The organism is Azospirillum ramasamyi (assembly GCF_003233655.1).
Lineage (GTDB): Bacteria > Pseudomonadota > Alphaproteobacteria > Azospirillales > Azospirillaceae > Azospirillum > Azospirillum ramasamyi.
The window spans coordinates 616,475-637,699 of sequence record NZ_CP029829.1; the positions used below are offsets into that span (position 1 = coordinate 616,475).

A 21,225-nucleotide genomic window follows, 5' to 3' on the forward strand; every position below is an offset into this window, starting at 1 on the left:
CACGGGGACGGCGCCTTTTTTCGTGCCTGTCCTTCTGTCGACTCTCATCGCATTGCGGGAGAAATCTGCGCAATTATCGCGTTGGCGTTGCCGTTGTTATCCCGATAAGTTCATATGTTGCGCATGACTTTCGCGCGTTTCGCCGGCGTGGCGTCGGCCCGGGGCGGGCGGGAAACAAGGGAGAGCGAAGGTTTCATGGATATCGGGTTCTGGAACATTCAGCGTGCGTCTTCCTGGAGCACGCCCAAGGCGGCCGACCGCTATGGCCTGATGGCCACCTGGGTTGCTGAAATGGCAACGCGCTTTGATCTCATCGTCCTTGCTGAAGTGACACAGAATGGTCCGGCACTGGTGGAGAAGCTGAAGACCACGAAAATGTGGTGCAATTTCGTACCCGTTGCCAACAAGAACGGCGGCGTCAGTCCCTGTTCTTTCATGGTTCTGTCCAAGGGCGTCAAGGTGCAGGCCGAAACGGTCGGCGACGGCAAGCGGCCGTTGATCTTCATTGACACCGGCAAGATCCTGATTGGCGCCTGTCATGCCATCGCAACCCAGGGAGAGCCTTCCAAAGAGGAGATCCTGGACATGCTGTACCACTTGGGTGAAACGGCGGTGTCTAACAAGCGCAGCGGCGCTGTTCTGTTGGGCGACATGAATTATGCCATCGAGAAATGGACCAAATTCGACAACGTCTATACTGAGGGATGGAGCCGTTGCGCTCCCTGCAGCGCCCTTAACCCGGCGAAGCCATTGCCTCAAACCCATAAACTGGGGCGCGTGATCGATTACGCTTGGTTCGCTGGCGTCGGCGGTTCCGCACGTTCCGCGTCCGCGACCGATGACTGGACGGACTGGGACGTCATCGACCACACGCCGATCGGCTTCCGCGTCGCCTGATCCAGGACGGGGAGCCCGAAAAGTCAAAGGCCCCAGATGAGTGTTCGGGGCCTTTGACGTGGATCTCCGTGTCGGAAAGCGCTCACCAGTGGCGGAGCGGTCCCACGTCGACGTGGACGAAGTTGCTGTCGGGGTAATAGCCGACGCCGCCGCCGCGCAGGCTCAGCGCCGCGCGCTGCAGCTGGCGGGTGGACATCTTCGGCACCCGCAGGTCGATGGCCATGCCGCGCGTGTGATAGCTGTTCTGGGCGACGCCGCGCTGGTCGGCCTCGCGCAGCATCGCGTTGGATTCCGGCGACCGGTAGCCGGACACGATCTCGATCGCACCCTTGCGGCCGATCTTGCGGCTCAGGTTGTGGACCAGATCCAGCAGCTTCGGGTCGATGGGATGGACCGCGTTGTTGCGGTGGTCGCGCAGCAGGTGGTTGATCGCCCGAACGGCATCGCGCACATAGCGGCCCTTGGCCCAGTATTCGGCGCTGACCCTCTCGCCGGTGTGCAGGTTCACCAGGGACAGCACCCGGGGCGGGGCGCGGAGCGCCGCGGCCTCCGCCTCCTCGCTGGCGAACAGGGTTCCCCCGGCGGAGGCGGCGGCGGCCAGACCCAGGCCGGCGCGCAGGAGGGAGCGGCGATCGAGATGACGGCGTTCGGTGGCGTGGCTCTCGCCAGCGCTCGGGCGTGCGGTCGTGGTCGACCGGGCGTCCGCATCCTTCATCATTCTTCCTTCATATCCCGTTTTTCCGCTCTGGGGCGACGTCCCGTCCTTCGGAGCCCGCCATCCCGGTTACGGCCAAAGCCACACCCCGGCCAAGGTCAGGGCATGCTGCGGTGCGTTAGTCCGAATGGTGGGACACTTTTAGGATGTCTGTGGCCTTTGCTGTCAAGAAACCATTGCTTAACCGTTCCTGGAATCTGGCCGAGTCCAGGGTTTCCGCCGGACGCCGCGCGGGCCGGGGCGGACGCTGGGCCGCCGCCGTTCGCGACCCGTTCGCGGCTGTTCGATTACAGAACCGTAACGTGCGCGACTCGGAAGCTTCACCGTAGAATGGCCTTGTCGGACCGGAAGGAAGGGATAGCCATCCGTATGGCCAAGCTTCTGTTTTTCATAACGGACATCGACCGGCGCCTCTCCGCCTGGCCGGACGCCATAGCGGCGCACTCCCGATTTTCATCCTCCGAAAGATTGAGCGCAAAAGGGGATTCATTCAGCCTTCGGTAAGGAATGGATCGCATGATTGTTGCGATGTAACCATTTTCACGGCGTCAATCTGCCCGTGCCCAAAGTATCCGCCCCTAACGCTTCCACCGTGTCCTTCTTTCGGCCCGATCAATTGGCCGAGGTGCTGGACCGGCATGCCCGCTGGATCAAGGGCCAGCCGGGCGGTGCCCGCGCCAACCTCGCGATGGCCGACCTGGAAGGTGTGGACCTGTCGCAGCGCGACCTGCGCGGCGCCCGTCTGGTCGGCGCGCGGCTGGCGCGCGGCCGGCTGAACGGCGCCAATCTGGCCGGCGCCGACCTGTTCGGCGTCGACCTGCGCGATGCCGACATCAGCCGCGCCAACCTGATGCAGACCGATCTGCGCGGCGCCCGCCTGCGCGCGGCCGATTTCTCCAACGCCAACCTGAGGGGGGCGGACCTGCGCGCCGGCACGCTGGAGCCGGGTGGCAGCGCCAGACGCGGCTCCGGTCCTGATGCGCCCAACGGCCAGGACGCCGAAAGCGCCCGCCAGCTCCACAAGGCGGCGCTCGCCCGGCTGCAGAACGGCACGACGGCGGAGGGCGGGATTCCCACCGACCTGACCGGCGCGGTGCTGCGCGGCGCCAACCTGTCCGATGCCGAGCTGACCGGTGCCGTGCTGCAGAACGCCGACCTGTCGGGTGCGGTCCTGAACGGCGCGGATTTGACCGGTGCGCGGCTGAACGGCGCCAACCTGTCGGGCGCGTCGCTCGACGGCACCCGCTTCGACAAGGCCGACATGGTCGGCACCCGGATGGCCGACTGCGACCTGTCCTCCACCCGGATCGCCGCCGCGCAGATGACCCGGCCGATCGACAGCATGGGGTCGGAGATCCAGCGCGCCATCTTCGACCATGAACGCTGGATCGACAGCGTCGGCCAGCGCGGCCAGCGCGCCGACCTGGACGGCGCCGACCTCAGCCGCGCCGATCTGCGCAACGTCAACCTCAGCGCCGCATCCCTGCGCGGGGCGAACCTGTCGGCGGCGGCGCTGACCGGCGCCCGACTGATGATGACCGACCTGTCCGGCGCCAATCTGGAGGGCGCCAACCTGATGGGCGCCGACCTGTCCGGCGCCAATCTCAGCTTTGCCGTGCTCACCAACGCCGACCTGACGCGGGTGCGGCTGGGCCCCGCGGCGATCAAGGATCCGTCGGGGCGCCCGACCGGCCGTTCCTGGGCCGCCAACCTGATGGGGGCCGACATGCGCGGCGCCCTGCTGGTCGGAACCTGTCTGGTCCAGGCCAACCTGTCCGACGCCAACCTCGACAGCGCCGATCTGGACGGCGCCGACCTTGCCGGCGCCAAGCTGCAGCGCGCCATGCTTCCGGGCCGTCCGCCCCGGCGCGGGTAGGCACCAGGCTCCATCACGGAAGCCGGCCCCTCACGGCAACCGGATCGTCACCGTGGTTCCGACGCCGGGGGTGCTGTCCAGGGTCAGCGTGCCGCCATGGGCCTCGATGAAGCGGCGGGCCAGCGGCAGGCCCAGCCCGGTCCCCGCCTCGGCCTTGGTCAGATAATTGTGGACCTGCCGGAAGGGCTCCATCGCGATCTGCAATTCGTCGGCCGTCATGCCGACGCCGGTGTCGGCGATGACGATGACCGCCCCCTTGCCGTCCGGCCCGGCGGCCGCCTCCACCCGCACGGAGCCGCCGGCGGGGGTGAACTTGATGGCGTTCGACAGCACGTTCAGCACCGCCTGCCGCATGCGGACCCCGTCGGCCGTGACCAGCAGGGTCCGGTCGATGCCGTCGCCGGTCAGCGCCACGCCCTTGCGCAGGGCCAGCGCCTCCACCAGCCCCATGCAGTCGTCCAGCAGTTCGCCCACCGCCACGCGGGCCGGGAACAGCTCCAGCCGCCCGGCCTCGATCTTCGCCATGTCGAGCAATTCGTTGACGAGGTCCAGCAGGTGCCGGCCGGACTGGTGGATCGCCGAGATGTATTCGGCATGCTTGGGCGGAACCGGGCCGAAGATGCCGGCCGTCAGCGCCTCGGCGAAGCCGATGATGGCGTTCAGCGGCGTGCGCAGCTCGTGGCTCATGTTGGCCAGGAACTCGCTCTTGGCCCGGTTGGCGGCCTCGGCATGCTCCTTCTCGGATTGCAGCCGCCGGCGCTGCTCGATCAGAAAGGCTTCGCGGGCGCGGCGCACCTCCTCCTCGGCGCTGCGGCGGCGGCGATAGGCGCGGGACACCAGCAGGGCCAGCGCCAGCGTCGCGGCGCAGGCCACGGCGGCGCCGCCGGTCACCGTCATGCGCAGGGCGTTCAGCCTCTGCTGCACGATTGCCGACGGCACGCCCAGCACCACCGACCATCCGGTCTCGGCGGAGCGGTGGATGACGGTATGGACATCGATGCCGTCCCTGGTCGTGCCGGCGAACATGCCGCTGCTGCCGGACCGGATGCGTGACTCCAGCGCGGTATCGGCGCGCCGGCCCAGATAGGCTGCGGCATCGCGGGACCGGGCGGCGATCAGCATGGTCGGATCGATGACCGTGACCGTCCATTCGGGCGGGGTGTTGCGGGCCTGCAGGGCGCTGCCGAGTCCTTCCAGCCCCAGGGCGAGCGACAGCACGTAACGCACCCGGTCGCCAGCGGCGGCCGGATCGTATTGCAGGACCGGCGCGCGCAGGATCAGCGCCGGCCGGCCCGGCGGCCCGCCCGGCGGCAGCACGCCGCCGATGGCCGCGCGGCGGTTTTCGATCACGCGGCGGGTGACCTCGTCCAGCCGCGGCGGCGGCAGCGGCTGGACGCCCAACGGGTAATGGGTGTGGAAGGCGAAGCGCCCGGTGCCGGTGTCGATCAGCCCCATCGCCAGCCAGCCGGCCTGGGCATGGGCGGCGGCGGTGGTTTCGTCATACAGCGCGCGCAGATCGCCGGCATTGGGCTGGGCCAGGGCGGACAGCAGTTCCAGCGGGCGCAGCTGGCTCGCCAGTTCACGGTCGACCGCCAGCGACAGCGACTGCGCCACCGACTGCATCTCGCCCTCGATCTTCCCGCGCTCGCGGGCGTCGAACTGCCAGACCAGCACGGCGCCGAACAGGAGCAGGGGCGTGGTCACCCCCAGAACGATGGCGAGCAGGGAACCGGGCAACCGCAGGCGCAACCGTCGTTTCTCCACTGCTTGGGCGCCACGGGAGTGGCAGGGAATGGATGGGGACGTGGTCGGCGGGGCAGGCGGGGGCCGCCCCCGGTCACCCTCCGGATCAGGACGCGCCGGTCAGCAGGCGGGTCAGCTCCACCGCCGTCTTGACGCGCATCTTCTCGAAGACATGGCTGCGATGGACCTCCACCGTGCGCATGCTGATGCCCAGCTCGTCGGCGATGACCTTGTTGAGGCGGCCGGCGACGACCAGCTCCATCACCTGCCGTTCGCGCTGGGTCAGGGTGGCCAGCCGCGCGGCCAGCCCGGCCTGTCCCGCCTCGCGCTCGCGCTGTTCGGCGTCGAAGGCCAGGGCGTCGATCACCCGGTCGACAAGCTCGTTGTCGTTGAACGGCTTTTCCACGAAGTCGCGGGCTCCCTTCTTCAGGGCGCCGACGGCGATGGGGACGTCGCCATGGCCGGTCAGGAAGATCACCGGCATCCGGCATCCCTTGGACAGCAGGCGGTCGAACAGCTCCAGCCCGCTCATCCCCTCCATGCGGATGTCCAGCAGAAGGCAGCCGGCCATGTCCGGTTTCCACCCCTCCAGGAAGGCTTCCGCGGAGGGCCAGCCGGCCACCGGCACGTTGCGCGACTGGAACAGCCAGCCGAGAGCGTCGCGGATCGCCTCGTCATCGTCGACGATGTGGAGCGTGGTCATTCTGCGGCCTCTGCGCTTTGATCTGAAACTCGGCCCGATGGTTGGGCATGCACCGGCAGGGTGAACAGGAAGCGGGTTCCGGCCGATTTCTCGTCCGTCCCGCCCTCCGCCGCCACCGGTTCGAACCACAGCCGGCCGCGGTGGTGCTCGACGATGGAGCGGCAGATGTTCAGGCCCATCCCCATACCTTCGCGCTTAGTGGTGAAGAAAGGGGAAAACAGGCGCTCCGCCACCTCGGGCGCGATGCCGCATCCGCGGTCGCGGATCTCCGTCAGCAGCACGCCGTTGCCGGCCCCGTCCGCCGCCGCGGCCTCCCGGCGGACGGTGACGGTCAGGCGGCGGTCGTCGCGCGGGGTGCGGGCCATCGCCTCGATCCCGTTGCGCATCAGGTTCAGCACCACCTGCTGCAGCAGGATACGGTCGCCGGTGACCGGCGGCAGGTCGGCCGGGGCATCCAGCTCCACCCGCACGCCCAGCCGGGCGGCGTCGGCGCCGGTCAGCCCGATGCAGTCCTCCAGCACGCGGGCGAGCGAGCATGGGGCGACGTTCGGGTCGCGCTTGCGCACGAAGTCGTGGATCCGCCGCACCACCTGCCCGGCGCGCTTGGACTGCGCCGCCAGCTTCTCCAGCGCGGCGGCGACCTCGTCGGTGTCGAACCGGCCGGAGCGCAGGCGGTTCAGGCAGCCGGTGCAATAGCTGGCGATGGCCGACAGCGGCTGGTTCAGCTCATGCGCCAGGGTGGAGGCCATCTCGCCCATCGTGATCAGGCGGGAGGTCTGCTGCAGCCGTTCCTGCTGCTGGCGGGCCAGTTCCTCGGCATGCTTGCGTTCGGTGATGTCGAGGACGGAGCCCATCCAGCCGGTCTGGCGCCCGTTGGCGTCGATCAGCGGCGCCTCGTAGATCAGCGCGTCGAACCGCTCGCCGTTCGCCCGCCGGAACCGCATCTCCAGCCCGGATTCCGGCGCGCGGCCGGCCAGCACGTCCTGCAGCGCGGCCTCCGCCCGTTCGAGCTCCTCCGGCAGCCAGTAGGGCATCGGCGGACCGCAGCCGACCAGATCCTCCGCCTCCAGACCCACCATCCGGCAGAAGGCCGGGTTGACGTAGGTGATGCGGCCTTCCAGATCGCGGGCGCGCATGCCCACTGTCAGGCTGTCCTCCATCGCCTTGCGGAAGGCATGCTCCTCGCGCAGGGCCTGTTCGGCGCGCAGGCGGCCGGCGATGTGGCGGCGCAGCGACCACAGGCTCCAAAGCGCCGATCCGGTCAGCGCGAAGATCGCCGCCACCAGGACGGTGCGTGTGACGTTTGACTCGCTGGGATAGGCGGTGGCGACCAGGGCCAGCCCATGGCCGGGCGGATCGAAGGGGATGACGTGGCTCCGCGCCGGGTCGGGGGCCGCGCCCGCCATGGAGCCCGGCACCACCATGCGCGATTTCGCCCCCAGCACGGTCCCGGCGACGTCGATCACCTCCAGCTGGTAGCGCTGGGCGAACCACCAGGGGACATGGTGGGTCAGCATCGCCTCAAAGGAGAAGACGCCGATCAGGGCGCCGACGAAGGCACCGTCGCGGAACAGCGGGAAGGCGACGTCGAAGCCGCGGTCGCTGAGGTCGATCCGGTAGGGCGGACCATAGGCCCTGAGGCCGGTGGAGCGGGCGATGCGCATCGCGTCGTTGCGGGTCAGGCTGTCGTCGGGCGGGCCGTCGGCGCCCGGCGTTCCGTCCTGCGGCAGCGGCGGCTCGGCCAGCAGGGTGCGCCCATCGGCATCCAGCCACAGCACCCGTTCGATCGCCGGGTTGGTGTTCACGATCATCCGGGCCATCGCGGCGAACTGTCGCAGGTCCACCTCCGTCCGGCCCAGCGTCTCCGCCAGCCTCTCCAGCTTGTCCTCGTCGGATGCCAGCTGGAAATGCAGGTTCTGCTCCATCCACAGCGCGTCCTTGATCAGGGCCAGCGCCTCCTCGTCCCGCTCGTTGCGCTGCAGCAGCCACAGGAAGGCGCCCAGCAGGACGACGACCAGCGCCATCGCCACCAGCGGCATGGCATGCGGCACCGCCCGGAGCGACCGGGAGGCGGGCAGGGCGGTGGAGCCGGGAGTGGGGTTGGGCTGCGGCATGGGGATGGACACGAAAGTGTGGGAGCCGGGAAGAGTGGAACCTGACGAAAGTGGGATAGGCCGACTCTGCGGATATCCACAATAGCCGCAATTCCCCGGATCATGAACAATGCGGGATAAGTTCATAACGGAACATTCCGTTCAACTGATAATCGACACCAGAGGGGAACGCACCTATGAAACTCGTGAAGCTCCTGTGCGCGGCTGCGGTCGGCTGCATGATGTCGGCGCCGCTGGCCCTGTCCACCGCCTGGGCCCAGGACCAGATCGTCATCAAGTTCAGCCACGTCGTCGCGCCGGAGACGCCCAAGGGCAAGGGTGCCGAGAAGTTCAAGGAGCTCGCCGAGAAGGCGACCAACGGCAAGGTCAAGGTCGAGGTCTATCCGAACAGCCAGCTCTACAAGGACAAGGAGGAGCTGGAGGCCCTGCAGCTGGGCGCCGTGCAGATGCTCGCCCCGTCGCTGGCGAAGTTCGGCCCGCTGGGCGCCAAGGAATTCGAGGTCTTCGACCTGCCCTACATCTTCCCGAACAAGGACGTGCTGCGCCGCGTGACCGAGGGTCAGATCGGCAAGCAGCTGTTCCAGAAGCTGGAGTCGAAGGGCATCATCGGCCTGGCCTATTGGGACAACGGCTTCAAGATCATGAGCGCCAACAAGCCGGTCATCAAGCCGGAGGACGTGAAGGGTCTGAAGATGCGCATCCAGTCGTCCAAGGTGCTGGACGCCCAGATGCGCGCCCTGGGCTCCCTGCCGCAGGTGATGGCCTTCTCCGAAGTGTACCAGGCGCTGCAGACCGGCGTCGTCGACGGCACGGAAAACCCGCCGTCCAACATGTACACCCAGAAGATGCACGAGGTGCAGAAGCACGCCACGCTGACCGACCACGGCTATCTCGGCTATGCGGTCATCGTGAACAAGAAGTTCTGGGAAGGCCTGCCCGCCGACGTCCGCACCGGGCTTGAGGGTGCGATGAAGGAGGCGACCGCCTACGCCAACGACATCGCCCAGCACGAGAACGACGTCTCGCTGGCCCAGATGAAGGCGTCGGGCAAGACCACCTTCCACACCCAGACCAACGAAGAGCGCGAAGCCTGGATCAAGGCCCTGAAGCCGGTCCACAAGGACGCCGAGTCCCGCGTCGGCAAGGACCTGATCGAAGCGATCTACAAGGAAGCCGCCGCCGCCGGCTTCAAGATGTAACGGACCGGGGGCGGGCAGCGTCTTCCCGTTGGGGGACGCGCCCGCTCCATGCCGGCTTCCACAAGCCGGCGGCCATTCGGTTGGCCCGTCATTCCCGCGCAGGCGGGAATCCAGCTTTCCCACTGCCTTCCATACGGTAGCCGTCCGGAACCCCGTTTTCGCGGGGATGACGGGCGAACGGCTTGCTGCGGCCTGTCCGCGGCAAGCCAGCGTACCCGACACCATCTCCGCCGACCGGGAGATCCCCGCGATATGCTTATGAAAATACTCGACCGCCTGGAGGAGACGTTGATCGCCTTCCTCATGGCGGCGGCGACGCTCGTCATCTTCGTGGCGGTCATGCACCGCTACCTGTCCGGCGTGCCGGCCATTCAGGACTACGTGATCCACTGGAACCTCGCCTGGGCCCAGGAGGTCTGCATCTACATGTTCGTGTGGATGGCCAAGTTCGGCGCCGCCTATGGCGTGCGCACCGGCATCCATGTGGGCGTGGACGTGGTGATCAACCGCCTGCGCCCCGACATCCGCGGCCGCTTCGTCATCTTCGGCCTGATGGCCGGCGCCCTGTTCACCGGCGTCGTCGGCGCTCTCGGCGCCAATTTCGTCTATCACATCGCCGAGACCGAACAGGTGTCGGCCGACCTGGAAATGCCGATGTGGCTGGTCTATCTGGCCGTTCCGCTCGGTTCCTTCCTGATGTGCTTCCGCTTCCTGCAGGTCGCCTGGAACTTCATCCGCACCGGCGAACTGCCCCACCACGATCATGCCCAGGTCGACGGCATCGACCCGGTCGAAGCCGCCAAAGAGGGAGGCCCGGCGTGAACGCGCTCATTATCTTCGGGCTGCTGATTGCCCTCATGCTCACCGGCATGCCGATCTCGATCTCGCTCGGCCTGACGGTTCTGTCCTTCCTGTTCCTGATGACCGACGTGCCGGTCGCCGCGGTGGCGCTGAAGCTGTTCACGGGCATCGAGAAGTTCGAGATCATGGCGATCCCGTTCTTCATCCTGGCCGGCAACTTCCTGACCCATGGCGGCGTCGCCCGGCGCATGATCAACTTCGCCACCTCGATGGTCGGGCATTGGCACGGCGGCCTCGGCATGGCCGGCGTTCTTGCCTGCGCCCTGTTCGCGGCGGTGTCGGGCTCCAGCCCGGCGACGGTGGTCGCCATCGGCTCCATCATCCTGCCGGCGATGATCGCCCAGGGCTTCCCGCGGAATTTCGGCGCCGGCATCGTCACCACCTCGGGCGCGCTCGGCATCCTGATCCCGCCGTCGATCGTGATGGTGATGTACTGCGTCGCCACCACCGGCCATCCGCAGGCGCCCTCCATCGGCCAGATGTTCCTGGCCGGCGTGGTGCCGGGCCTGATGCTGGCGGGCTTCCTCGCCTTCACCACCTGGTTCCGCGCCCGCAAGTTCGGCTATCCCCGCCTGCCCAAGGCGTCGGCCCTCCAGCGCTGGCAGGCGTTCCGCGAGAGCTTCTGGGGCCTGCTGCTGATCGTCGTGGTGATGGGCGGCATCTACACCGGCATCTTCACCCCGACCGAGGCGGCGGCGATGGCGGCGGTCTACGCCTTCATCGTGGCGGTGTTCATCTACCGCGACATGCCGCTCAGCCGCGTGCCGAAGGTGCTGCTGGACAGCGCCAGCATGTCGGCGATGCTGCTCTACATCATCACCAACGCGGTCCTCTTCTCCTTCGTCATGACGTCGGAGCAGATCCCGCAGAACATGGCGGCCTGGATCCAGGGCCAGAACCTGAGCGTCTGGGTCTTCCTGCTGGTGGTGAACATCATCCTGCTGATGGCCGGCAACTTCATGGAGCCGTCGTCCATCGTCCTGATCATGGCGCCGATCCTGTTCCCGGTGGCGATGTCGCTGGGCATCGACCCGGTGCATTTCGGCATCCTGATCATCGTGAACATGGAGGTCGGCATGTGCCACCCGCCGGTGGGCCTGAACCTCTACGTGGCATCGGGCATCACGAAGATGGGCATCACAGAGCTGACGGTCGCGGTTTGGCCGTGGCTGCTGACGATGCTGCTCTTCCTCGGCCTGGTCACCTATGTGCCGGCGATCTCGCTGTGGTTCCCGCGCATGATCGGCGTGATGTAAAGCCGCAAGTCGTCCGGGAATCATCTCGCCCGAGCGGTTGGGGCCGCGAAGTCCGGAACGGGGCTTCGCGGCCCTTCTTTATTGTACCCATACATTGTTGCGCATTGAAGCGGTCGCGCGGCCGGGCCTAAACTTGCGGCATTCCCGCCGCCAGCCAGACCAGAGGTTAGCCTTGTCGGCCCAGTTCCTGCCCACCGCCTGTCCGCACGACTGCCCCAGCACCTGCGCGCTGGAGGTGGAACGCCTCGCCCCCGACCGCATCGGCAAGGTGCGCGGCGCGGCGGAGAACAGCTACACCGCCGGCGTCATCTGCGCGAAGGTCAGCCGCTATGCCGAGCGGGTGCATTCGCCCGACCGGCTGAAGACCCCGCTTCTGCGCACCGGCCCCAAGGGCTCCGGCCAGTGGAAGCCGATCGGCTGGGACGAGGCGCTGGACCGCATCGCCGACGCCTTCCTGACCGCCGAGCGCACCCATGGCCCGGAAGCGGTCTGGCCCTATTTCTACGCCGGCACCATGGGCCTGGTGCAGCGCGGCAGCATCCAGCGCCTGCGCCATGCCAAGGGCTATTCGCGACAGACCAGCACGGTGTGCGACACGCCGGCCAACATGGGCTGGCTCGCCGGCCATGGCGACATCCGCGGCGCCGACCCGCGCGAGATGGCGGAGAGCGACCTGATCGTCAACTGGGGCGGCAACCCGGTGGCGACCCAGGTCAACGTGATGACCCATGTCAGCCGTGCCCGCAAAGGCCGCGGCGCCAAGCTCGTCACCATCGACCCCTACCGCACCGGCACGGCCGAGGTCTCCGACCTGCACCTGATGCTGCGGCCGGGCACAGACGGGGCGCTGGCCTGCGCGGTGATGCATGTGCTGTTCCGCGACGGTCACGCCGACCGCTCCTATCTGTCCCGCTTCGCCGCCGGCACCGACCGCCTGGAGGCGCATCTCGCCGCCCGCACCCCGGAATGGGCCTCGTCCATCACCGGCCTGACCGTGGCGGAGATCGAGGAGTTCGCCCGGCTCTACGGCACGACGAAGCGCTCCTACCTGCGCATCGGCTACGGCCTGTCGCGCGCCCACAACGGCGCGGCGCAGGTCCATGCGGTGTCCTGCCTGCCGGTGGTCACCGGGGCATGGCAGCACAAGGGCGGCGGCGCGCTCTACTGCTCGTCCGGCATCTACAAGCTGGACAAGACGCTGTCGGAAGGGCTGGACCGGCTGGACCCGTCGGTGCGCAGCTTCGACCAGTCGCGCATCGGCGCGGTGCTGACCGGCGACCCGCGCGACCTGACCAGCGGCCCGCCGGTGACGGCGATGCTGATCCAGAACACCAACCCGGTGACGATCTGCCCGGATTCGAACCGCGTCCGCCAGGGCTTCCTGCGCGAGGATCTGTTCGTCGCGGTGCATGAGCAGTTCATGACCGACACGGCCAGGCTCGCCGATCTGGTCATTCCCGCCACCACCTTCCTGGAGCATGACGACATCTACCGCGGCGGCGGCCAGATGCACATCCTGATCGGCCGCAAGGTGATCGAGCCGCAGTTCGAGGCGCGCGAGAACCATTGGGTCATCAGCGAACTCGCCCGCCGCGTCGGCGCCGAGCATCCGGGATTCGGCATGACCGCGCTGGAGATCGTCGACGCCATGCTGAAGACGTCCGGCCTGGGCGACGCGGCGACGCTGACCGGACGGCGCTGGATCGACGCCCAGCCGGATTTCGAGACCTCGCATTTCCTCAACGGCTTCGCCCATCCCGACGAAAGGTTCCGCTTCGCCCCCGACTGGGCGGCGCTCGGCCCCTATGGCGGCATGCCGGAGCTGCCCGACCACATGCCCCCCGGCCGCGATGCCGACACCGAACACCCGTTCCGCCTCGTCACCGCCCCGGCCCGCCAGTTCCTCAACACCTCCTTCACCGAGACGCTGACCGCCCAGCGCCGCGAGGGCTGGCCCACCGCGCTGATCCACCCCGACGACGCGGCCGGGCTGGATCTGGCCGACGGCGACGCCGTGCGGCTGGGCAACCCGCAGGGCAGCGTGGTGGTCCATGCCAAGCCCTTCGCCGGCGTTCCGCGCGGCGTGGTGATCGTCGAGGGCATCTGGCCCAACAGCGCCTTCGTAGAAGGCATGGGCATCAACAGCCTGACCTCGCCCGAACCGATCCCGCCGGCAGGCGGGGCGGCGTTCCACGACACGGCGGTGTGGATGCGGGCGGCGTAGGCTCGGGTGGGGGGCAGCCGGACCGACAACTCCCCATCCCCACATCCCACCCCTGCCCACGCCCGCCGTGCGCCGCGCGTCCATCTCTGCTATGGCTGTGCCTCCACCACAGCGACCGTGCAGCACCGCCATGACCGAGCCTACCGCCTTCCTCAACGTCGCCAACTCCCTGTCCGGCAAGCGCTGGCAGGCGCGGCCCTGCGACGAGCGGCAGGCTCAGGCTCTCACCCAGGGGCGGGGCCTGCCGGAGATCGTCGGCCGGGTGCTGGCCGCCCGCGGCGTCACCGACGAAACCTGCGAAACCTTCCTCAACCCCACGCTGAAGGCGCTGCTGCCGGACCCGTCGCGCTTCCGCGACATGGACCCGGCGGCGGAGCGCATCGCCCGCGCCATCCGCGACGGCGAGCCGGTGGCGGTCTTCGGCGACTACGACGTCGACGGCGCCACCTCCTCCGCCCTGCTGCGCCGGTTCTTCCGCGCGCTCGGCGCCGACATCCGCGTCTATGTCCCCGACCGCATCAAGGAGGGCTACGGCCCGAACGCCGCCGCGCTGCTCCGCCTGAAAGGGGAGGGGGTGAGTCTGGTGGTGACGGTCGATTGCGGCATCTCCGCCTTCGCCGCGCTGGAGGCCGCCGCCGACGCCGGTCTGGAGGTCGTCGTCCTCGACCACCACGCCGCCGAGCCGCGCCTGCCGCCCGCCGTCGCCCTGGTCAACCCCAACCGGCTGGACGAGGACGGCGCCTACCGCACGCTCTGCGCCGCCGGCGTCACCTTCATCGCCATCGTCGCCGTCAACCGCGCCCTGCGCCAGTCCGGCTTCTACCGCGACCGGCCGGAACCCAACCTGATGGAATGGCTCGACCTCGTGGCGCTCGGCACCGTGTGCGACGTGGTGCCGCTGACCGGGCTGAACCGCGCGCTGGTGGCGCAGGGGCTGAAGGTGATGGCGCGGCGCGCCAATCCCGGCCTCGCCGCCCTGTCCGACGTGGCGGGGGTGAAGGAGAAGCCCGACGCCTACCATGCCGGCTACGTCCTCGGCCCCCGCGTCAACGCCGGCGGCCGGGTGGGGGCGTCCGACCTCGGCGCCCGCCTGCTCTCCACCGACGATCCGGTCGAGGCGATGGAACTCGCCCAGCGCCTGGAGGGCCATAATGCCGAGCGCCGCGCCGTCGAGCAGGCCGTGCTGGAGGAGGCGCTGGAGCGCGTCGCCGCCGAGGCCGGGCGGGAGACCGATCTGGTCTTCGTCACCGGCGTCGGCTGGCATCCCGGCGTCATCGGCATCGTCGCCGCCCGCCTGAAGGAGCGCTACAGCCGCCCGGCCTGTGTCGTCGCCCTGGAGGAAACCGCCGACGGCACCGTCATCGGCAAGGCGTCCGGCCGCTCCGTCCGCGGCGTCGATCTGGGGTCGGCGGTGATCGCCGCCCGGCAGGAGGGGCTGCTGCTGGCCGGCGGCGGCCACCGCATGGCGGCGGGCTTCACCGTGGCCGGCGACAAGATCGACGCCCTGCGCGATTTCCTGCACAGCCGCATCTCCGAACAGGTCGCCGCCGCGCCGCTGGTGCCGACGCTGGAACTGGACGGCGCCCTGTCGGTCGGCGGCGCCAGCGTCGGGCTGGTGACGATGCTCGACAAGCTCGGCCCCTACGGCACCGGCAATTCGGAGCCCCGTTTCGCCATCGCCGACGCCCGCGTGGTGCGCGCCGACGTGGTGGGGGCAAACCATGTCCGCTGCATCCTGCAGGGCAACGACGGCGCCCGGCTGAAGGCCATCGCCTTCCGCGCGCTCGACAGCGACATGGGGCAGGCTTTGCTGACCGGCCGCGGCACGCCCTTCCACCTCGCCGGGGTGCTGCGCATCGACCGCTGGAACGGTTCGGAAGGCGTCCAACTGCTGATCGACGACGCCGCGCCCGCGCGCTCGGCGTAACGGCTTGCGGAGAGTTGGCGGGGAAGGGCGCAAAAAGTATCGGAGGATGCAAAAAAGCGCTTGCGCTCACGGCCTCCGATCTTTAGAAACCGCGTCACCGCGAACGACGTCCCCGTCGTCTAGAGGCCTAGGACACCGCCCTTTCACGGCGGCGACACGGGTTCGACTCCCGTCGGGGACGCCACTCTCTCGGTTCGATGACTTAAGCCCCGCCTTGTGCGGGGCTTAGTCGTTTTAGGTCGATGTCTTGACAAGATGTCTCCCGTGGAAGACATTCTCTCATGATTGAATTCCGCCAGACCGACCGCTTCGCCGCCTGGATAGAGAGCTTGCGGGACGATCGAGCGCGGATGCGGATCGAAGTGCGCATCCGTCGCCTTCAGCTTGGCAATCCTGGTGACACGAAGCCGGTGGGCGAGGACGTCAGTGAGCTGCACATCGGTACGGCCCCGGATACCGCGTCTACTTCATCCAGCGTGGCGACACGCTGATTGTGCTGTTGGCCGGCGGAGACAAGCGGTCGCAGGATCGGGACATCGCCGCCGCCATCGCGCTGGCGCGGGATCTTTGAGCGCACACCCTGGTGAAGGAGGGGAGCATGGCTAGAACCGAAACCCGTTCCTGGGACATCGTCGACAGCCTGAACAGCGACGAGCGCATCGCCGCCTATCTGGACGCGGCGCTGGAGGACGGCGATCCGCAGCTCATCCTGGCGGCGCTCGGTGATATCGCCCGCGCCAAGGGGATGACGGAGGTCGCCCGCAACGCAGGACTCGGTCGGCAAAGCCTCTACAAGGCTCTGTCATCGGAAGGAAACCCGGAATTCGCGACCGTCCTGAAAGTTATCAAGTCCCTCGGACTTCGCCTGACTGTCAGCCCATGATGGGTTGTTCGCCGCCTTCCGACCTTCCGTTCATCTGCACCGGCCCGCAACTGACATGACCAGTTCCGCCACCATCCCCCTCAGCGTCGCCCCGATGATGGACTGGACCGACCGGCATTGCCGGTACTTCCACCGTCTGCTGTCGCGCTCGACCCTGCTCTACACCGAGATGGTGACCACCGGCGCCGTGCTGCATGGCGACCGCGAGCGGCTGCTGGGCTTCGACGCGGCGGAACATCCGGTGGCGCTTCAGCTCGGAGGCTCCGACCCGGCGGACCTCGCCGCCTGCGCCCGCATCGCCGAGGAATGGGGCTATGACGAGGTGAACCTGAACGTCGGCTGCCCCAGCAACCGCGTGCAGTCCGGCCGCTTCGGCGCCTGCCTGATGGCGGAGCCCGATCTGGTGGCGCGGCTGGTCGGCGCCATGCGGGATGCCGTCTCGATCCCCGTCACAGTCAAGTCGCGCATCGCCATCGACGAGATGGAGGAATGGCCGACGCTGGACCATTTCATCCGCACCGTCTCCGCCGCCGGCTGCGGCCACTTCATCGTCCATGCCCGCAAGGCCTGGCTGAAGGGTCTCAGCCCCAAGGAGAACCGGGACATCCCGCCGCTGCGCTACGATCTCGTCCACCGGCTGAAGGCTGAATACCCGCAGCTGACCATCGCCATCAACGGCGGCATCCGCACGCTGGACGAGGCCGAGGAGCATCTGGCCAAGGTCGACAGCGTGATGATCGGCCGCGCCGCCTACGAGACGCCCTATCTGCTGGCCGATGCCGACCGCCGCCTGATGGGGGGAGAGCCCGGCCCCGACCGCCATGCGGTGATCGAGGCCATGCTGCCCTACATCGAGGCGCGCAGGACGCTGGGCACGCCGCTGTCGGCCATCACCCGTCACATGCTGGGTCTGTTCCAGGGACTGCCCGGCGCCCGTGCCTACCGCCGTCACATCGCCGAGAACGCCCACCGCCCCGGCGCCGGCCCGGAGGTGCTGGAACGCGCGGCCTCCCTGGTGCGCCGGCGCGGGGCCGACGATGACGTGGAAGAGGCGGCGTGATACCGCCGGGCGTAAGTTCTGACTTGCGCCCGGCGGTAAGAAGGGCCGCGACTGCGGCCCCGCAGGGCCATGCCTGCGGAGGCAAGCGGCCGGACGGTCGCGCCCGCCGTCTGAGGGCGGGCGTAAAGCCTGATGGGTCAGGCTTTACGCTCGATGAATTGAGAGGCTCCGGGCCGGAATGGAACACTGAACGCCCCCCGGAAAACCGTTTCATGCTGTTCCAAACGTTCCATCCGTATTCACCGGACGGCCTGTCGGAAGGGAATATGCGCCGTGCGTCCCGCACCGCTTGCGTGCGGGCGGGGTCCTCGCTAACTATGCCCACTTCATCGGACGGAGTTTAAGCGGTGCGGTACGTCAGCACGCGGGGCGCGGCCCCGGTCTTGGGTTTCGAGGACGTCCTTCTTGCAGGGCTGGCGCGCGACGGCGGCCTCTATGTGCCGGAGACCTGGCCGCAGTTCACGGCCGACGACATCCGCGCGATGCGCGGGCTGCCCTACAGCGAGATCGCCGTCCGCGTGATGCTGCCCTTCCTGGGCGGCTCCATCGCCGAGGACGAGTTCCGCGCCATCGTCCGCGACGCCTATGTCGGCTTCGACCATGCCGCGGTCACGCCGCTGGTCCAGGTCGATCCGACCACCTGGGTGCTGGAACTGTTCCACGGCCCGACGCTGGCCTTCAAGGACGTGGCGCTGCAGCTGCTCGGCCGCCTGTTCGACCATGTGCTGGCCAAGCGCGGGCAGCGGGTGACCATCGTCGGCGCGACCTCCGGCGACACCGGCTCGGCCGCCATCGAGGCCTGCCGCGACCGCCAGAACGTCGACATCTTCATCCTGCACCCGAAGGGCCGCACCTCCGAGGTGCAGCGCCGGCAGATGACCAGCGTGCTGTCGTCCAACGTCCACAACATCGCGCTGGACGGCACCTTCGACGATTGCCAGGATCTGGTGAAGGCGATGTTCAACGACGGCGACTTCCGCGACCGGATGGGGCTGTCGGCGGTGAACTCGATCAACTGGGCGCGCATCATGGCCCAGATCGTCTATTACTTCACCGCCGCGGTGGCGCTGGGCGCTCCCGACCGCAAGCTCGCCTTCACCGTGCCCACCGGCAATTTCGGCAACGTCTATGCCGCCTACGGCGCCCGCGCCATGGGGCTGCCGGTGGAGACGCTGGTGGTCGGCTCCAACAGCAACGACATTTTGGCGCGCTTTTTCGCCAGTGGGAGCATGGTCGCGGCGCCGGTCGTGCCTACCTTGTCTCCCAGCATGGACATCCAGATCTCCTCCAACTTCGAACGGCTGCTGTTCGACCTGCTCGACCGCGACGGCGCCGCGGTGACGGAGGCGCTGAACCGCTTCCGCGCCGAGGGCAAATTCGCGGTGACCGACGCCCAGCTCGCCCGTGCGCTGGCCATCTTCTCCGGCCACCGGGTGGACGAGGCCGCGACCATGGCGACCATCGCCGAGGTCTGGAAGGACAGCCTCTATCTGCTCGATCCGCATACGGCGGTCGGCATCGGCGCGGCCAAGGCGGCGGTCGCGGCCGGCCGGGTCGATCCGTCCGTTCCGATGGTGGTTCTCGCCACCGCCCATCCCGCCAAGTTCCCCGACGCGGTGGAAAAGGCGACCGGCCGCCGGCCGGAGCTGCCGCCGCGCCTGTCCGATCTTTATGTACGCGAGGAGCGCCTGTCCGAACTGCCGAACGATCTGGCGGCGGTCCAGGACTTCGTCACCGCGCGCGCCCGCGCCGCCCAGGAGGCCGCATGAGTTCCATTCGTGTGACGACGTTGCCCAACGGGCTTCGCGTCGCGACCGACACAATGCCCGACGTGCAGTCCGTTTCGCTCGGCTGCTGGGTCGGGGTTGGCACCCGCAACGAGGCGGCGAGCGTCAACGGCGTCGCCCACCTCGTCGAGCATATGCTGTTCAAGGGCACCCGCCGCCGGTCCGCCTTCCGCATCTCCGAAGAGATCGAGAATGTCGGCGGGCAGCTGAACGCCTACACCACCCGCGAGCAGACCGCCTATTACGCCAAGGTCCTGCACGAGGATGCGCCGCTGGCGCTCGACATCCTGTCCGACATGATCCAGCACTCCACGCTGGACGCCGAGGAGCTGGTGCGCGAGCGCACGGTGGTTCTGCAGGAGATCGGCCAGAGCGCCGACACGCCCGACGACATCATCTTCGACCATTTCCAGTCCACCGCCTATCCGGGCCAGGCCATCGGCCGTCCGGTGCTGGGCTCGGCCGAGATCGTCGGCGCGCTGCCGCGCGAGGCGCTGGTCGACTACATCGCCGGCCATTACGGCGCCCCGGGCATGGTGCTGAGCGCCGCCGGCCGGATCGAGCACGACCGCATGGTCGATCTCGCATTCGAGGCGTTCGGCGACCTGCCGAGCGGCGCCCCGGCCAAGCCGGAGCCGGCCCGCTACGCCGGCGGCGACTACCGCGAGGAACGCGACCTGGAGCAGATGCACCTCGTGCTCGGCTTCGACGGGGTGGGGGTTCACGATCCCGACTTCTTCGCCCATTCGGTGCTCTCCACACTGCTGGGCGGCGGCATGTCGTCCCGCCTGTTCCAGGAGGTGCGGGAGAAGCGCGGTCTGGTCTACTCCATCTACACCTTCACCGGCGGCTACCATGACGGCGGGCTGTTCGGCGTCTATGCCGGCACCGGCGAGGACGAGGTGGCGGAACTGGTCCCCGTCGTCTGCGACGAGATCGCCAAAGTCGGCGCCGACGTCACCGAGGACGAGGTCGCCCGCGCCCGCGCCCAGTTGAAGGCCGGGACCCTGATGGCGCTGGAAAGCACCATGTCGCGCTGCGAGCAGTTGGGTCAGCAGATCCTGATCTACGACCGCCCGGTTCCGGTGGAGGAGATCGTGGCGAAGATCGACGGCGTGGACCGCGACGCCGTGGTCAAGGCGGCGAGCCGCCTGCGCGCCAGCCGTCCGACCGTTGCGGCCCTCGGGCCCATCGCCAAGCTGGAAAGCTACGACCGCATCGCGGAGCGTCTCGCCTGACGATGAAGACGGTGGCCGCATCCCCCTTTCCCCCACAGCTTTCCCCCTCTCCCTCGCGGGGAGAGGGTCGGGGCGGGGGGGATGCATCGCGTGGATGGTCCGGGATGCCAATGCCCCTTCGCTTGGATGGAAGAGGGAAGGGGCCGCAATCATGATCCGCCTTCTCGGCAGCGGTCTCATCAGCCCCCCCGCGGTCCGGCTCGACGGTCCGCGATGCTATGTCCGGCCGCCGCTGCCGCGCGACTGGCGGGAATGGGCGGATCTCCGTGCCGCCTCGCGCGACTTCCTCACCCCGTGGGAACCCACCTGGCCGACCGACGCCCTGACGCGGGCCGCCTTTTCACGCCGGCTGCGGCGGCAGGCGCAGGAATGGCGGGACGATCTCGGCTACAGCTTCCTGATCTTCGACCGGGGAACCGACGCCCTGGTCGGCGGGCTCGGCCTCACCAACATCCGGCGCGGCGTGGCCCAGATGGGGACGCTCGGCTATTGGGCCGGCCAGCCCTATGCCCGCAACGGCTATGTGTCCGCCGCCACCCGGCTGGTTCTGGAATTCGCGTTCGGTCAGCTCGGCCTGCACCGGATCGAGGCTGCCTGCCTGCCGACCAACCTGCCGAGCCGCGGGCTGCTGGAAAAGGTCGGCTTCACCCACGAAGGCTATGCCCGCGGCTATCTGCGCATCGACGGCGCATGGCGCGACCATGTCCTCTACGCCATCCTGCGCGAGGAATGGAAGGGCTGA

At 68.4% G+C, this 21,225-nt stretch carries 17 protein-coding genes and 1 tRNA gene; 14 read left to right on the forward strand and 4 right to left on the reverse strand.

The features are described from left to right. Window positions 1-114: 114 nt before the first annotated feature. Window positions 115-897: an endonuclease/exonuclease/phosphatase family protein gene (locus tag DM194_RS02855; RefSeq protein ID WP_111065831.1), complete on the forward strand. Its 783-nt coding sequence runs from the start codon at window positions 115-117 to the stop codon at window positions 895-897. A gap of 82 nt (window positions 898-979) precedes the next feature. Here DM194_RS02855 and mepK read toward each other — a convergent pair whose 3' ends face one another. Next, window positions 980-1,615, reverse strand: coding sequence for a peptidoglycan L,D-endopeptidase MepK (gene mepK / locus DM194_RS02860; protein ID WP_246024260.1), 636 nt, complete (start codon window positions 1,613-1,615; stop codon window positions 980-982). 589 nt (window positions 1,616-2,204) lie between these two features. Here mepK and DM194_RS02865 point away from each other — a divergent pair. Further along, a complete protein-coding gene (locus DM194_RS02865; protein WP_246024261.1) occupies window positions 2,205-3,488 on the forward strand; it encodes a pentapeptide repeat-containing protein in 1,284 nt (427 codons plus the stop codon). Window positions 3,489-3,518: 30 nt separating this feature from the next. Here DM194_RS02865 and DM194_RS02870 read toward each other — a convergent pair whose 3' ends face one another. From DM194_RS02870 to DM194_RS02880, 3 genes are all read right to left on the reverse strand, one after another. Continuing rightward, entirely contained in the window at window positions 3,519-5,237 is a 1,719-nt protein-coding gene (locus tag DM194_RS02870) for an ATP-binding protein (protein ID WP_111065833.1), read from the reverse strand. A gap of 100 nt (window positions 5,238-5,337) precedes the next feature. Further along, window positions 5,338-5,934: a response regulator transcription factor gene (locus DM194_RS02875; RefSeq protein WP_111065834.1), complete on the reverse strand. Its 597-nt coding sequence runs from the start codon at window positions 5,932-5,934 to the stop codon at window positions 5,338-5,340. Beyond that, window positions 5,931-8,048, reverse strand: a complete 2,118-nt coding sequence (locus DM194_RS02880; RefSeq protein ID WP_111065835.1) for a PAS domain S-box protein — start codon at window positions 8,046-8,048, stop codon at window positions 5,931-5,933. Before DM194_RS02880 ends, DM194_RS02875 begins: the two co-directional genes overlap by 4 nt. 176 nt (window positions 8,049-8,224) lie before the next feature. On the opposite strand from DM194_RS02880, the gene DM194_RS02885 reads away from it, so the two are divergent. From DM194_RS02885 to DM194_RS02940, 12 genes are all read left to right on the forward strand, one after another. Next, on the forward strand, window positions 8,225-9,247 hold the full coding sequence (locus tag DM194_RS02885; RefSeq protein ID WP_111065836.1) for a TRAP transporter substrate-binding protein: 1,023 nt from the start codon (window positions 8,225-8,227) through the stop codon (window positions 9,245-9,247). 252 nt (window positions 9,248-9,499) lie between these two features. Beyond that, entirely contained in the window at window positions 9,500-10,069 is a 570-nt protein-coding gene (locus DM194_RS02890) for a TRAP transporter small permease (protein ID WP_211110603.1), read from the forward strand. Further along, window positions 10,066-11,364: a TRAP transporter large permease gene (locus tag DM194_RS02895; protein WP_111065838.1), complete on the forward strand. Its 1,299-nt coding sequence runs from the start codon at window positions 10,066-10,068 to the stop codon at window positions 11,362-11,364. Before DM194_RS02890 ends, DM194_RS02895 begins: the two co-directional genes overlap by 4 nt. Before the next feature lie 172 nt (window positions 11,365-11,536). Continuing rightward, on the forward strand, window positions 11,537-13,588 hold the full coding sequence (locus tag DM194_RS02900; RefSeq protein ID WP_111065839.1) for a molybdopterin oxidoreductase family protein: 2,052 nt from the start codon (window positions 11,537-11,539) through the stop codon (window positions 13,586-13,588). A 130-nt stretch (window positions 13,589-13,718) separates the two neighbouring features. Then, window positions 13,719-15,515: a single-stranded-DNA-specific exonuclease RecJ gene (gene recJ, locus DM194_RS02905; protein ID WP_111065840.1), complete on the forward strand. Its 1,797-nt coding sequence runs from the start codon at window positions 13,719-13,721 to the stop codon at window positions 15,513-15,515. A 108-nt stretch (window positions 15,516-15,623) separates the two neighbouring features. Further along, window positions 15,624-15,699: transfer RNA gene (locus DM194_RS02910), tRNA-Glu, on the forward strand. Between the two features lie 97 nt (window positions 15,700-15,796). After that, window positions 15,797-16,006 (forward strand): type II toxin-antitoxin system RelE/ParE family toxin, encoded by a 210-nt coding sequence (locus DM194_RS02915; RefSeq protein WP_425457263.1) that lies wholly within the window; start codon window positions 15,797-15,799, stop codon window positions 16,004-16,006. Between the two features lie 107 nt (window positions 16,007-16,113). Continuing rightward, window positions 16,114-16,398: an addiction module antidote protein gene (locus DM194_RS02920; protein WP_111065841.1), complete on the forward strand. Its 285-nt coding sequence runs from the start codon at window positions 16,114-16,116 to the stop codon at window positions 16,396-16,398. A 55-nt stretch (window positions 16,399-16,453) separates the two neighbouring features. After that, window positions 16,454-17,458, forward strand: coding sequence for a tRNA dihydrouridine(20/20a) synthase DusA (dusA, locus tag DM194_RS02925; protein WP_111065842.1), 1,005 nt, complete (start codon window positions 16,454-16,456; stop codon window positions 17,456-17,458). A gap of 347 nt (window positions 17,459-17,805) precedes the next feature. Beyond that, window positions 17,806-19,227, forward strand: a complete 1,422-nt coding sequence (gene thrC, locus DM194_RS02930; protein WP_111065843.1) for a threonine synthase — start codon at window positions 17,806-17,808, stop codon at window positions 19,225-19,227. Further along, window positions 19,224-20,483, forward strand: coding sequence for a M16 family metallopeptidase (locus DM194_RS02935; RefSeq protein ID WP_111065844.1), 1,260 nt, complete (start codon window positions 19,224-19,226; stop codon window positions 20,481-20,483). The genes thrC and DM194_RS02935 overlap by 4 nt, the downstream gene beginning before the upstream one ends. 151 nt (window positions 20,484-20,634) lie before the next feature. Further along, the gene (locus DM194_RS02940; protein WP_111065845.1) at window positions 20,635-21,225 is read left to right on the forward strand and encodes a GNAT family N-acetyltransferase; all 591 of its coding nucleotides are present in this window, start codon (window positions 20,635-20,637) and stop codon (window positions 21,223-21,225) included.